The following is a 14,123-nucleotide window of genomic DNA, read 5'->3' on the forward strand; positions in this document are numbered from 1 at the left end:
ACGCTAGCAGGCCAAAATTCCATGACGTTATTGACGCGCCAAGAACCCCAACTTTCCCGCCAGAACGCTTGTACTGTTAGGATAATGAAGACGTAGGGTCCTTTTCCACAGTTCTGTGGAATGAGAATCCGATGTTTTTCTCACGCCGGCTCAGCCGAAGCAGACGCCGTCGCGAAATCTCACCCTAAAAAAGTTAGAATTGGAGCTCACTGTGACTGAAAGCAAGAACTCCTTCAATGCTAAGAGCACCCTTGAAGTTGGCGACAAGTCCTATGACTACTTCGCCCTCTCTGCAGTGCCTGGCATGGAGAAGCTGCCGTACTCCCTCAAGGTTCTCGGAGAGAACCTTCTTCGTACCGAAGACGGCGCAAACATCACCAACGAGCACATTGAGGCTATCGCCAACTGGGATGCATCTTCCGATCCAAGCATCGAAATCCAGTTCACCCCAGCCCGTGTTCTCATGCAGGACTTCACCGGTGTCCCTTGTGTAGTTGACCTCGCAACCATGCGTGAGGCAGTTGCTGCACTCGGTGGCGACCCTAACGACGTCAACCCACTGAACCCAGCCGAGATGGTCATTGACCACTCCGTCATCGTGGAGGCTTTCGGCCGCCCAGATGCACTGGCTAAGAACGTTGAGATCGAGTACGAGCGCAACGAGGAGCGTTACCAGTTCCTGCGTTGGGGTTCCGAGTCCTTCTCCAACTTCCGCGTTGTTCCTCCAGGAACCGGTATCGTCCACCAGGTCAACATTGAGTACTTGGCTCGCGTCGTCTTCGACAACGAGGGCCTTGCATACCCAGATACCTGCATCGGTACCGACTCCCACACCACCATGGAAAACGGCCTGGGCATCCTGGGCTGGGGCGTTGGTGGCATTGAGGCTGAAGCAGCAATGCTCGGCCAGCCAGTGTCCATGCTGATCCCTCGCGTTGTTGGCTTCAAGTTGACCGGCGAGATCCCAGTAGGCGTTACCGCAACTGACGTTGTGCTGACCATCACCGAAATGCTGCGCGACCACGGCGTCGTCCAGAAGTTCGTTGAGTTCTACGGCTCCGGTGTTAAGGCTGTTCCACTGGCTAACCGTGCAACCATCGGCAACATGTCCCCAGAGTTCGGCTCCACCTGTGCGATGTTCCCAATCGACGAGGAGACCACCAAGTACCTGCGCCTCACCGGCCGCCCAGAAGAGCAGGTTGCACTGGTCGAGGCTTACGCCAAGGCGCAGGGCATGTGGCTCGACGAGGACACCGTTGAAGCTGAGTACTCCGAGTACCTCGAGCTGGACCTGTCCACCGTTGTTCCTTCCATCGCTGGCCCTAAGCGCCCACAGGACCGCATCCTTCTCTCCGAGGCAAAGGAGCAGTTCCGTAAGGATCTGCCAACCTACACCGACGACGCTGTTTCCGTAGACACCTCCATCCCTGCAACCCGCATGGTTAACGAAGGTGGCGGACAGCCTGAAGGCGGCGTCGAAGCTGACAACTACAACGCTTCCTGGGCTGGCTCCGGCGAGTCCTTGGCTACTGGCGCAGAAGGACGTCCTTCCAAGCCAGTCACCGTTGCATCCCCACAGGGTGGCGAGTACACCATCGACCACGGCATGGTTGCAATTGCATCCATCACCTCTTGCACCAACACCTCTAACCCATCCGTGATGATCGGCGCTGGCCTGATCGCACGTAAGGCAGCAGAAAAGGGCCTCAAGTCCAAGCCTTGGGTTAAGACCATCTGTGCACCAGGTTCCCAGGTTGTCGACGGCTACTACCAGCGCGCAGACCTCTGGAAGGACCTTGAGGCCATGGGCTTCTACCTCTCCGGCTTCGGCTGCACCACCTGTATTGGTAACTCCGGCCCACTGCCAGAGGAAATCTCCGCTGCGATCAACGAGCACGACCTGACCGCAACCGCAGTTTTGTCCGGTAACCGTAACTTCGAGGGACGTATCTCCCCTGACGTTAAGATGAACTACCTGGCATCCCCAATCATGGTCATTGCTTACGCAATCGCTGGCACCATGGACTTCGACTTCGAGAACGAAGCTCTTGGACAGGACCAGGACGGCAACGACGTCTTCCTGAAGGACATCTGGCCTTCCACCGAGGAAATCGAAGACACCATCCAGCAGGCAATCTCCCGTGAGCTTTACGAAGCTGACTACGCAGATGTCTTCAAGGGTGACAAGCAGTGGCAGGAACTCGATGTTCCTACCGGTGACACCTTCGAGTGGGACGAGAACTCCACCTACATCCGCAAGGCACCTTACTTCGACGGCATGCCTGTCGAGCCAGTGGCAGTCACCGACATCCAGGGCGCACGCGTTCTGGCTAAGCTCGGCGACTCTGTCACCACCGACCACATCTCCCCTGCTTCCTCCATTAAGCCAGGTACCCCTGCAGCTCAGTACTTGGATGAGCACGGTGTGGAACGCCACGACTACAACTCCCTGGGTTCCAGGCGTGGTAACCACGAGGTCATGATGCGCGGCACCTTCGCCAACATCCGCCTCCAGAACCAGCTGGTTGACATCGCAGGTGGCTACACCCGCGACTTCACCCAGGAGGGTGCTCCACAGGCGTTCATCTACGACGCTTCCGTCAACTACAAGGCTGCTGGCATTCCGCTGGTCGTCTTGGGCGGCAAGGAGTACGGCACCGGTTCTTCCCGTGACTGGGCAGCTAAGGGCACTAACCTGCTCGGAATTCGCGCAGTTATCACCGAGTCCTTCGAGCGTATTCACCGCTCCAACCTCATCGGTATGGGCGTTGTCCCACTGCAGTTCCCTGCAGGCGAATCCCACGAGTCCCTGGGCCTTGACGGCACCGAGACCTTCGACATCACCGGACTGACCGCACTCAACGAGGGCGAGACTCCTAAGACTGTCAAGGTCACCGCAACCAAGGAGAACGGCGACGTCGTCGAGTTCGACGCAGTTGTCCGCATCGACACCCCAGGTGAGGCTGACTACTACCGCCACGGCGGCATCCTGCAGTACGTGCTGCGTCAGATGGCTGCTTCTTCTAAGTAATTAGAAGACTTTTGATGTGGAGTTTCCTCCACATCAAAAAACGTAGGTAGCGAAGGGCCCCATCAACTAATTGGCCATGAATAACCTTTCATGGCCAATGTGGTGGGGTCCTTTCTAATACGCCAAATTTTTCAAACCCATCCTCTTCCATGCGTGTTTTCACCGCTATTTTCCATAGGAGTACATTGTGTCCGTAGCGGCAGGCGACAAACCAACAAATAGCCGTCAAGAAATCCTCGAAGGTGCCCGACGGTGCTTCGCTGAGCACGGCTATGAAGGCGCAACCGTACGCCGACTGGAAGAAGCAACAGGTAAATCACGCGGAGCGATCTTTCATCACTTCGGTGACAAAGAAAACCTGTTCCTAGCCCTCGCGCGGGAAGATGCAGCCCGCATGGCGGAGGTGGTGTCTGAAAATGGCCTCGTTGAAGTGATGCGAGGAATGCTGGAAGATCCTGAACGATATGACTGGATGTCAGTACGCCTGGAGATCTCCAAGCAGCTGCGCACCGACCCGGTATTCCGCGCAAAATGGATTGATCACCAAAGTGTTCTAGACGAAGCTGTCCGCGTGCGTTTGTCCCGCAACGTGGATAAGGGACAAATGCGCACTGACGTCCCGATCGAAGTGCTGCACACCTTCTTAGAGACTGTTCTCGACGGTTTCATCTCCCGTCTTGCTACCGGCGCATCCACAGAAGGACTGTCCGAAGTATTGGATCTGGTCGAGGGAACTGTCCGTAAACGCGACTAAACGACCCCTGATTCACACTTTCAGACTACAAGAACTAGACTAAGCGGTATGGTTTCAGTTCTTTTAATTCAGCCCCGTCAGGGAGAAGCAGTCGCCGCAGCTGAGCGACGTGACTTTTTGCAGGCCACCGGTCTTAAGCCTCAAGAACTGACCTCCCGAATGTTGGATACCACCACTTCTCGAATTGGCAGTCTGGAAGGTTTCGACGGCGTGATTGTGGGCGGAAGCCCACTGAATGCCACCAACTTTGAGTACAGCGATTGGCAACGCCACGTCCACCGCGAATTGTCCTTGCTGATCAATCACCCACTGCCAACAATCTTTGTCTGCTACGGCAATACCTTTTTGACCTTCTTCTCTGGCGGACAGATTGGTCGCACACACCCCGAAGATTCCGGCGCCACCACAGTGTTGCTAACTGACGCCGGCAAACGAGACGTACTCACTCAAGACCTACCGGATAGCTTTACGTCCTTTACTGGTCACACGGAAAACTCCGTAGCGCCCGCCCCTGGACACGTGGTGTTGGCAACGGGACCAACCTGCCCCATCCAGATGCTGCGCGCCAACAAGAACACCTGGTCAGTTCAATTCCATGCGGATATGGATGCCGTAGGCATGAAAAACCGCATGGATTTTTACTCCAACTACGGCTACTTCTCCCCAGAAGATTATGACCGCATCATTGCAGAGCTACCCTCTGTTGACTCCATTTATGCCAACAGGGTGCTCCGCAACTTCGTGGAGGTCTGCGAAGGAATTCGTGTTGCTGATGGTGCTGAGCACCAACTCCCAGAGCTTAACTAATCGAGGAGACTGGTGATTCGCCATCCACGAAAGGCAGCACACGGGTTTGTGGGAAGTCGCGAACCACGAACTCGGTGATAACTTCCGCAACGAGGACTCTTGATGTGGTGCGGCCTGCGGCTGCTTCGTTGGTATCGGCGATCACCTCAACGCCATTGACTTCATCCAGAGTTAAGGCTGCTGGTGCGAGGATAAGGTAATCCAGGTTGGTGGAGCTTAGGTGCTCATCAGCGGCCTTTTTGGATTCTGCATATGGGTAGAAGGATGCTGAAGGATCAATGGTGTGCGTGGAGGATCCAATGTAGCTCACCATGATGTAGCGAGGTGCCTTCTCCCCTAGGCTAGCTGCACCATCAATGGATGCGATCGCGGCATCACGATCAATGGCATAAGTTGCATCCGCGCCGTTCTTGCCACCGTTTCCGGCGCTCCACACCACTACGTCGAAGTCCTTGAGCAGATCTGCCCAATCCTCCACGCTGAGTGTGGTGACGTCACGCTCTAAAGTTGTGGCGCCCAGCGCCTCAATTTCGGACCTGTGGTCCGGATTGCGGTACATGGAAGTGACCTGCACCGAGGCGTCGATAAGCATGGGGGTTGCTAGGAGGGCCACCTTGCCGTGGCCACCAATGAGTAGAGCTCGTGTTTTATTAGTCATGAGCGCCACCCTAACAACTCTTAGTTTTTCCTGCCGAAAGCCCAGTAGGCAGCGGGGCCAACACCATTGACGATGGTCAAAAGCGCCCATACCCATTTGGGGCCGCGGACTTTTTCAGGTGCGCGCCGACTCAGCGACACCCACACGGACACTTTGGTGGCAAATTCTGCGACCGCGACAGCAATGACTGGAAAACGCAGTTCAGTGGGCAAATCCAACCAATCAGCGTGCAATGATTTATATGTCTTGGACGAGCGATTAAATAGAGTTGGCATACCCCAAATGATAGACCCAAAGTGTCGTGTCCACCGCTCGTTGTAGCATGAACCCATGTTTGCAATCATGACTGTCACAGGGCAGGACCACACCGGAATTATCGCCGCAGTTTCCACCGCGTTGGCTGAGCTAGATGTCAATATTCACAACGTTTCCCAAACCATCATGGATCAATGGTTCACCATGATCTTGCACGTTGGTTTCGATGAATCGGTCTTGGATATCGCCACAGTTCAGGAACGCATGAAGCCAGTGGAAAAGGAACAGGGCTTGGTTATTCGTATCCAGTCTGAAGCCTTGTTCAACGCGGTTAATGAGATCTAGGGGGTGCACATGGATGATTTTTCTGCATCGCTAGGTTTTACTGACCGTTCCTCGAGGGGAATTCTGGACACCATCGAGATGATTGAGAAGTATCGTCTTGATATTCGCACCGTGACCATGGGAATCAGCCTGTTGGAATGCGCGCGTGGCTCGATGGAAGAGACCGCGACGGCTGTTTATGATCGCGTGACGTCACAGGCTGCACGTCTGGTTGAGGTTTGTGAAGGCATTGAGCGTGAATTGGGCATTCCCATTGTGAATAAGCGCATCTCGGTGACTCCAATTGCCCTGGTGACTGCTGGTTGCAGTGGCGATCCCGTTGACGTTGCTCGAGCCTTAGATAAGGCAGCAAAAGATGTCGGAGTGAACTTCATCGGCGGGTATTCAGCACTGGTTGAAAAAGGTGGAACCACCTCCGATATTCGGCTGATCCGCTCCATTCCCGAGGCATTGAGCACAACCGATGTGGTGTGTGGATCCGTCAATGTGGCGTCGTCTCGCGCGGGTATCAACATGAACGCAGTCAATGAGATGGGCAAGGTGGTCAAGCAAGCAGCTGAATTGACCAAAGATCGCTCCGCCATCGCATGTGCAAAGCTAGTGGTCTTTGCCAATTCTGTGGGCGATAATCCATTCATGGCTGGCGCTTTCCACGGCATTGAGGAGCCGGATTGTGTGGTCAGCGTTGGTGTCTCAGGACCAGGCGTGGTTAGTCGCGCGCTGGGCAATCTTCAAGGTGCCACCCTTGATCAAGTCGCAGAAGAGATCAAGAAAGCGGCCTTCAAGATCACTCGTACTGGACAACTGGTTGGTGCGATGGCCTCAGAACGCCTAGGAGTTCCTTTCGGCATCGTTGATCTTTCGCTCGCTCCCACTGCTGAAGTGGGCGATTCCGTGGCAAATATCCTTGAGGTCATGGGTCTTGACCAGGTGGGCACACATGGCACCACCGCGGCACTCGCACTGCTCAACGACGCGGTGAAAAAGGGTGGCATGATGGCCTGCTCACGTGTCGGCGGCTTGTCCGGATCCTTCATTCCAGTTTCTGAAGATAAAGGCATGATCGATGCGGTTCGCACAGGAGCAATTTCTATTGACAAGCTCGAAGCGATGACCGCGATCTGCTCAGTTGGTTTGGATATGATTGCGATCCCTGGCGACACCCCGGCGGAAACTATTTCGGGCATGATCGCGGACGAAGCAGCCATCGGTGTGATGAATCATAAGACTACAGCTGTGCGTGTTATTCCTGTTCCAGGAACTGTCCCTGGCGATGAGGTAGATTTCGGTGGCTTGCTGGGTTACGCGCCGGTCATTCCAGTAAATACCGTGGGAAATAGTGAGTTTATTCACCGCGGCGGCTTCATTCCAGCACCCGTTCACGGGTTTAGAAACTAGGAGATCCGGGGCCTTTACCTGCCATTTTCCAAATTCAAAGGTTAAAGAGCTGTTCACCTCATCGTGGGGTGAGCAGATCTGCTGAGGCGTATCATGGACTTATAAAAGTTGAAGCATCTCCTCCGCGTTGAAGGTGGAGGGCTTTCGCCGCGGAATGGTCCCTCGTCCAGGTCTTTAATTGATGTCTTGACGTGATCTGGGCGGGCACGCGGCCAATCATGTGAAAGGTCTGTTTTAGGTGTCGTCCCCTCTCCCCGCTGCCGTCACATCAAAACCCGCCCACGCGCTTTCCTCTGATGAGGTGTTAGAAAATCTCGGGGTCCAGGACACCGGATTGACCTCCGCGGAGGCAACACAGCGTTTGGAAGCAAACGGGCCAAACGAGCTTCCTCAAACTCCACCTGAAACAGTCTGGCAACGGCTATTCCGCCAGGTCAACGATCCAATGATCTACGTTCTCATTGCCGCCGCGGTACTCACGGCGTTTCTTGGGCATTGGACAGACACCATCGTGATCGGCGCCGTTGTCATCATCAACATGATGGTTGGGTTCATCCAAGAGGGCAAAGCTGCGGATGCGTTGGCATCGATCCGCAACATGCTCTCCCCGGAATCCGCGGCGTTGCGCGATGGGGTCTTCCACAAAATTGATGCGGCAGAGCTGGTGGTCGGTGACGTTGTGAAACTATCCGCCGGCGATAAAGTGCCCGCTGACCTGCGCATGCTCGCCGCCACCAATCTGCACATTGAGGAATCCGCGCTCACCGGCGAGGCGGAAGCAGTGGTCAAAGGTACTGATCCAGTTGAGGCCGACGCCGGAATCGGCGACCGCACATCCATGGCGTTTTCAGGAACGCTGGTGCTCACAGGCAGCGGCACCGGCGTGGTCACCGCCACCGGTGCAGGCACAGAAATCGGGCACATCACCACCATGCTTGCCGACGTCGACTCCGTGGATACCCCATTGACTCGGTCGATGAAAAAGTTCTCATCGGCGTTAGCAATCGTGTGTGTATTCCTAGCGATCCTCATGCTGGTGGTTGCCGGTCTAGTCCACCACACACCTTTGGAAGAGCTCATTCTTTCCGCCATCGGCTTTGCGGTGGCTGCCATTCCGGAGGGTCTACCTGCGGTTATCGCCATCACGCTGGCATTGGGTGTGCAAAAGATGGCAGCTCGAAATGCGATTACGCGCCGGTTGAATTCCGTGGAAACACTTGGCTCTGTCACCACCATCTGCACGGATAAAACCGGCACACTCACCCGCAATGAGATGACAGTCCGCGCAATCGCCACCGGTACGAGTCTTTATGACGTCAGTGGAGCAGGCTACGAACCTCTCGGGGAAATCCGCTTAAAAGACGGCGAGCAAGTATCCAAGCAGGATTTCCCAGATCTCTACGCCATGGCGTTGGTCGCAGCGAACGTCAACGACGCCGAAATTTACCAAGAAGACGGCATGTGGAGGCTTTCCGGCGAACCCACCGACGGCGGTATTCGTGCCTTTGCAATGAAAACCAACGCTGAAATCTTGACCCGAACAGCCGAAGTCCCCTTCGATTCCGCATACAAATACATGGCGACGCTTCACACCATCGATGGAGCAAACACCATGCTGGTCAAGGGCGCTCCCGATCGTTTATTGGATAGAAGTGCACAGCAGCGCAACGGTGAACCACTTGACCGGCCGTATTGGGAACAGCTCATCGAGGACCTCGCGTCCCAAGGCCTCCGCGTGCTGGCTGCGGCATATAAAGAGCTTCCCCACAGCACGTCAACAATTACTCCAGAAGATGTTGACCAGGGCGAACTCACCTTCCTCGGGCTCTACGGCATCATGGATCCGCCACGCGAAGAAGTCATCGAAGCCATGAAAGTGGTGCAATCGGCAGGCGTTCGCGTCCGCATGATCACCGGCGATCACTCCTCCACGGCCCGCGCAATCGCCCGCGAAGTGGGAATCCGCGGCCAGAACGTGCTCACCGGTGCGGAAATTACTGCGGCTACGGATGAGGAGCTGCAGGGACTCGTCGATAATGCTGATCTTTTTGTGCGCACCAGCCCCGAGCACAAGCTGCGCGTCGTGCGCGCACTGCAAGCTAACGGCGAAGTCGCGTCCATGACCGGCGACGGCGTCAACGATGCGCCAGCGCTAAAACAAGCCGACGTCGGCGTCGCCATGGGCATTAAGGGCACCGAAGCCACCAAAGACGCGGCCGACATCGTGCTTGCCGACGACAATTTCGCCACAATCGCCGGCGCCGTAGAAATGGGTCGCACCATCTACGACAACCTGCGCAAAGCCGTCGTCTTCATGCTCCCCACCAACGGCGCCCAAGGCCTCGTCATTTTCATCGCGATGCTGCTCGGCTGGGAACTGCCCATCACCGCACTTCAAGTGCTGTGGATCAACCTCATCACCGCCATCACACTGTCCCTGGCGCTGTCCTTCGAGCCGGCCGAGCCCGGCATCATGAACAGAAAACCCAGAAACCCCAAGAGCGGGCTTATCGACGCCCCCTCCGTGCTTCGCATCGTCTATGTCTCCCTGCTGCTCGGCGGAGCAACGTTCTGGGCTTTCCTTGGCGCCCGCGACGCAGGAATCGACATCGACACCGCCCGCACCATCGCGGTCACCACCCTTGCAGTCAGCCAAGTGTTCTACCTTTTAAGCTCCCGATACTTCGAAGTATCCGCGCTGCGAAAAGAACTCTTCACCACCAACCCGATTTCCTGGCTGTGCATCGCACTCATGCTGATCCTGCAACTGGCCTTTGTCTACCTGCCGTTCATGCAAAGCACCTTCGACACCGCCGCACTGACGCTTAGAGATTGGGTCATGCCACTGGTGTTTGGTGTTGTTGTCTTTGCGGTCGTTGAAACCGAGAAATTCATCAGGCGCCTTAAAGCGTCTTAAGGTTTCAGCCCCTCAAGATACTTGTCGGTGATCCTCAGCTGCACCAACCTCACCACAGGATTAGCCAGCTTCGCCCACCACTTCGCAGGCTTTGAGAACGCCACAATATGAGCAGTGACCTGGTCATTGTCAGCCATCGTGATTTCAAAAGCCTCTTCCCCACGCTCCACATGCTTCTCGAGCGTGCCGTAAATAAGGATAGCCCGGCGCGATCCTTGATGGGACTTGAGGACTCTGCAATACGAGCGAATACTCCAGAACTTGAGCTCCACGATTGAGTCGGATTCAGTCACTGTGATCCCCGCGTGTTGATGAGCCTCCCAAGAGAACAACTGTTGGACGGCATTTTGAAAGCACTCTTCCCCGTAACCAAGCACTAGTTTGCGATCAGTGATCTGCCAACCTTTTGATGCTTTAGCGTTTCCGATTAAAAGGTCTTCGGATGTACCGTGCAGGGACTCGGGGTAGCTCAAAGGGGATGTTTTCACTTTTCAAGGGTGCCATATTCAAGTGAGATCTATGAGGGTTTACCAGCCCAATATACGGCGATGGTTTTAGAGGCAATCATCACAAATCCTTATAAATTCCCCCAACTATCATAAATGATACTTCACCGTCCATTAGACTAATTTTGGCCTGTAAAGAGATCAACGTTCCACGATTACGCTTTTGAGTAGTCGAGGACTAGGAGCTGTTTGATGTTGTAGCTACATCACTAAAAAATCGACAGACCAAATTCAATGATATTTGCTCTGATTTTTGGTTCTCGTCTAATTTCATTATTTTGTCACGCCAGCCATCACGACTTCATACCCACCAATTGAAAGTAAAGTCCAATGTTTACCGCATCCATTCCTACTTATGAATTAGGGTCTTTCAGCAAGGGCTCCTACGTTGAGATCAAAGGAACTTACTTCTACCCTGACACGCTAAATACTTTATTTAGAAATTCTGGGGCAAAAGACAACGAAGAGTTCTTTGTAGACGTAACTCTTGTTCCAGAACCAGATAATCCGCATAGCACTCGAGGCCATGCCATTTCAGTCCGCTGGAATGATCTCGTAATAGGACATATTGCCTCGGATATGACTGAAAAATTCCAACAAGTGCGACGAGTTGCAGCTAGTGGCTACGATGCTCGAGTCTCTGCTCGGATTTGGACGAATACAAACTATAAGAATGAACGAGATTTTTGGGTATCTGTTAAGCTCCCCGATCCAGATTTCCTTGTTCCTCTTAATGATCCTCCCCATGACGGGTTTACCCTCCTCCCTTATGGAACAGCAATCCAAGTCACCAAGGAATCTGATCACATGGACGTGCTCTCAGAATTCGTGCCTCCATCTGGACAAGGTCAGATTCTCGTATCGCTACACATCATTAACGCAGGCGTGAGAAAAGAATGGGATGGCATTGAAGTTCGGCTCGATAATCAACGGATCGGAGAGCTTACAAAGGCCAGTTCAGAAAAATTCGCACCCGTAGTGCGACATTTCGATGACCTAGGACTTAGTACACTATGTCGTGCGCTCATCAAGGGGTCATCACTAGCTGCTGAAGTAACTCTATATGGAGCTCGTGCACATGAGCTTTCCGAAGAAGACTTAGAACCTAAAAGCTCTTCCCCATTGCCCAGGTTGGTTGAATACCAGTCAAATCCGTTTAATTATCAAGTCCCCAACAGGTGGCCCGGCGAGCAGAATCAACGTGCTCCTAAGTCGCAAAAGTCTTCTTCATCACCTTTCGCAGCGTATCGCGGGCCATCGCAACCTAGTAAATCACTCACACCGTTTGTAGCGCAGACACCTGCGCCTCAGCCTAGTGATCGATTTATTGATTGGGATTCATTGCTTCAACCGGACGGAACTCCAAGAGCTACGCCATTCCAAAGAGGAGTAACCCGCGGGTTAATTGGCAAGCATTTTTCGAATCAAAAATCTCCAAGAATTGACTTTGCAACGGTGGGGCAATGTGATGCAATTCTCCGAACTTTCGGAGAGCCGACCGACAAGCTTTATAAAGACGGCAGGACTTCTTGGCCTTTGTGGTGGGCGCTCATGGCGATAGTCACCCTTCTCGTCATGTTGCTGAACTTTATTCCAGGAATTGGTCCGATCTTCCCACTTATCGGATTGATCGTACTTGGTCATCACTTTTGGACTCGCCGAAAACTTAACCCACCATTCGGTAGATCAAAATAGATATTCTCATCAAATATCGCTGATGCAGCAAAACACCTGGGCACCAAAAGATCAAGCCTGATGGCGGCAAATCACTATCAAAGGCGGGATAGTCAAATGCGAGAATTCTGAAGGTTTTCCATTGCCACCACAGATCAATACTGGATAAAACAGCCTTGATCTGTGGAACCATCCTTAGAACCGAAGCTAGCGCCACAATTTTCATAACGCCATTTACATCGTTGGATTTCTTCCCAGGGTGGTTGACCACTCAAGCATGCAAGCGTCACAAATATTCCGGACATTCTGACTAATTTCCCTAGAGCTGTAGACAGCAGTCCTGATGAATCAAATGAAACGCCTTATCTCTGTCGTTGGGACTACATTTATCTTTGCAACTAGCTGCTCAGCAACCGATTCCGAGGTTGATTCGCCAGCTCCGACAAGTGGAGTTACAGTCTCTTCAATTATCAGATCTTTTGAACCCAATAGAAAAGAAGAACTCCTTAACAAGCTCGTAAGGTTGGCTCCTGTAAACCAAGTCAATCCACGCAGAGCTTCCCGTATCAGGAAATTACGATTTCCCAACTCCAGTCGACCTAGGTGAGCCAGATTCCGCTGAGATCTACACAGATAGCGGATCCTTCCGATTTGAAATATCCCCTGAAGTATTGAAAGACGCTGCATACTTCTGCACTGTGTACACAAAGAACGGCACCATCACTGATTCTTTTGCCGTTGTGACCTGGTAGGAAGCCTCACGGGGGCACCCGTTGCAAGATTCGAGCGGATTAAAGTATTCACAGACTTCAATCAGCGAAGATGAAGGTAGAGTCTCTGCGACTCCACATGGCTCATGTATGGGGAACACACCCGACATTCTCAAAAATCTAACGTGTCCTACATACCAGCCCCCTGACCTGATACTCGGAGTTCTTATATGAATTATATATCCCTTAAACCTCTGCATCCGTTTGCGCTCATGATTCTGACTGCTGCCACTCTCACTGCTTGCAGCACTAGTGGTGAAACGATGTCTACGGAAACAGAGACCACCCAATCCACTAAGTCGAGTTCCATGATCGCTCAGCCTATGTGACCGGATGAGTGGGAATCATTAGACGATATTGGCAAATCAATAAATCAAATCAATGCGGGATGTGCCTTTGTCCTCGAAGAAGGCAGCGTTGGTGCCTGTGGCAGCCCTAATTATGGCTATTACAGCTTTTCTATGAATACCGCTGAGAATCCAAGTGCATCCGCTGAACATCGTCTGTCTACAGCGTTTGGAGAACGCGAAAAAGATGAGGCAGTACAAGATTGCAAAAACCTTGAAAAAGTGTATGGCAGCGATGGTTGGGTCGACCTCCCCCAGGAGACGTTCATACTCTCCTAGACGATATCGGAGCAGAGGAATCTGAAGCAGATAAAGTTCCAATTGAATGGCAAAACGCCCTGACTAAGGCAGACAGGTATGCAAACCGGCAACACATGTCTCAGGCACGACTCTATCGCCAATTAACCAGTGATGTTGGAGAGGGCTTCACTGAAGAAGCTGCCCAATACGCAATCGAAAATGTGAACGCAGACTGGAACGCTAACGCCCTAGTAAAAGCAAGAAATTACCAGGAGCGCCAAGCAATGTCAGTAGACCGCATTTACAGGCAACTTACTAGTGAACACGGTGAAGGGTTTACCCCAGAGCAGGCACAATACGCGATCGACAACCTATAAGGCATAAAGATCCCCTCCCCACCCAACAGTTTGGCGACCATGGG

At 53.2% G+C, this 14,123-nt stretch carries 11 protein-coding genes; 8 read left to right on the top strand and 3 right to left on the bottom strand.

Features of this window, described 5'->3' with window-relative positions:
• Positions 1–211 precede the first annotated feature (211 nt).
• The 3 genes from can (at position 212) to CGL_RS07730 (ending at position 4,592) form a co-directional block, all read left to right on the top strand.
• Positions 212–3,031 (top strand): aconitate hydratase, encoded by a 2,820-nt coding sequence (can, locus tag CGL_RS07720; protein ID WP_170844367.1) that lies wholly within the window; start codon positions 212–214, stop codon positions 3,029–3,031.
• A gap of 187 nt (positions 3,032–3,218) precedes the next feature.
• Positions 3,219–3,785 carry a TetR/AcrR family transcriptional regulator AcnR gene (gene acnR / locus CGL_RS07725; RefSeq protein WP_003856101.1) on the top strand — a complete coding sequence of 189 codons (567 nt, stop codon included), beginning with the start codon at positions 3,219–3,221 and terminating at the stop codon, positions 3,783–3,785.
• Positions 3,786–3,833: 48 nt separating this feature from the next.
• Positions 3,834–4,592, top strand: coding sequence for a glutamine amidotransferase (locus CGL_RS07730; RefSeq protein WP_011014437.1), 759 nt, complete (start codon positions 3,834–3,836; stop codon positions 4,590–4,592).
• Here the strand turns inward: CGL_RS07730 and CGL_RS07735 are convergent.
• Entirely contained in the window at positions 4,585–5,250 is a 666-nt protein-coding gene (locus CGL_RS07735) for an NAD(P)-binding oxidoreductase (RefSeq protein ID WP_020948582.1), read from the bottom strand. The genes CGL_RS07730 and CGL_RS07735 overlap by 8 nt on opposite strands.
• 20 nt (positions 5,251–5,270) lie before the next feature.
• Complete coding sequence (locus tag CGL_RS07740; protein ID WP_011265761.1) at positions 5,271–5,525, bottom strand: PLDc N-terminal domain-containing protein; 255 nt, start codon at positions 5,523–5,525, stop codon at positions 5,271–5,273.
• Positions 5,526–5,580: 55 nt separating this feature from the next.
• Here CGL_RS07740 and CGL_RS07745 point away from each other — a divergent pair, with 55 nt between their 5' ends.
• From CGL_RS07745 to CGL_RS07755, 3 genes are all read left to right on the top strand, one after another.
• The gene (locus CGL_RS07745) at positions 5,581–5,850 is read left to right on the top strand and encodes an ACT domain-containing protein (RefSeq protein ID WP_003856097.1); all 270 of its coding nucleotides are present in this window, start codon (positions 5,581–5,583) and stop codon (positions 5,848–5,850) included.
• 9 nt (positions 5,851–5,859) lie between these two features.
• Complete coding sequence (locus CGL_RS07750) at positions 5,860–7,248, top strand: PFL family protein (protein ID WP_003856096.1); 1,389 nt, start codon at positions 5,860–5,862, stop codon at positions 7,246–7,248.
• Between the two features lie 238 nt (positions 7,249–7,486).
• Positions 7,487–10,165: a cation-transporting P-type ATPase gene (locus CGL_RS07755; protein WP_011014439.1), complete on the top strand. Its 2,679-nt coding sequence runs from the start codon at positions 7,487–7,489 to the stop codon at positions 10,163–10,165.
• On the opposite strand, the gene CGL_RS07760 is transcribed toward CGL_RS07755, so the two are convergent.
• Positions 10,162–10,653 carry a DUF1990 domain-containing protein gene (locus tag CGL_RS07760; RefSeq protein ID WP_020948584.1) on the bottom strand — a complete coding sequence of 164 codons (492 nt, stop codon included), beginning with the start codon at positions 10,651–10,653 and terminating at the stop codon, positions 10,162–10,164. The two genes, CGL_RS07755 and CGL_RS07760, sit on opposite strands and share 4 nt — an antisense overlap.
• 348 nt (positions 10,654–11,001) lie before the next feature.
• Here CGL_RS07760 and CGL_RS07765 point away from each other — a divergent pair, with 348 nt between their 5' ends.
• Entirely contained in the window at positions 11,002–12,366 is a 1,365-nt protein-coding gene (locus CGL_RS07765; RefSeq protein ID WP_003862296.1) for an HIRAN domain-containing protein, read from the top strand.
• 1,470 nt (positions 12,367–13,836) lie between these two features.
• The gene (locus tag CGL_RS15530; RefSeq protein WP_011014441.1) at positions 13,837–14,079 is read left to right on the top strand and encodes an Ltp family lipoprotein; all 243 of its coding nucleotides are present in this window, start codon (positions 13,837–13,839) and stop codon (positions 14,077–14,079) included.
• The last annotated feature ends 44 nt before the right edge of the window (positions 14,080–14,123 follow it).

Origin of the sequence: Corynebacterium glutamicum ATCC 13032 (genome assembly GCF_000011325.1) — a bacterium.
GTDB classification, from domain to species: domain Bacteria; phylum Actinomycetota; class Actinomycetes; order Mycobacteriales; family Mycobacteriaceae; genus Corynebacterium; species Corynebacterium glutamicum.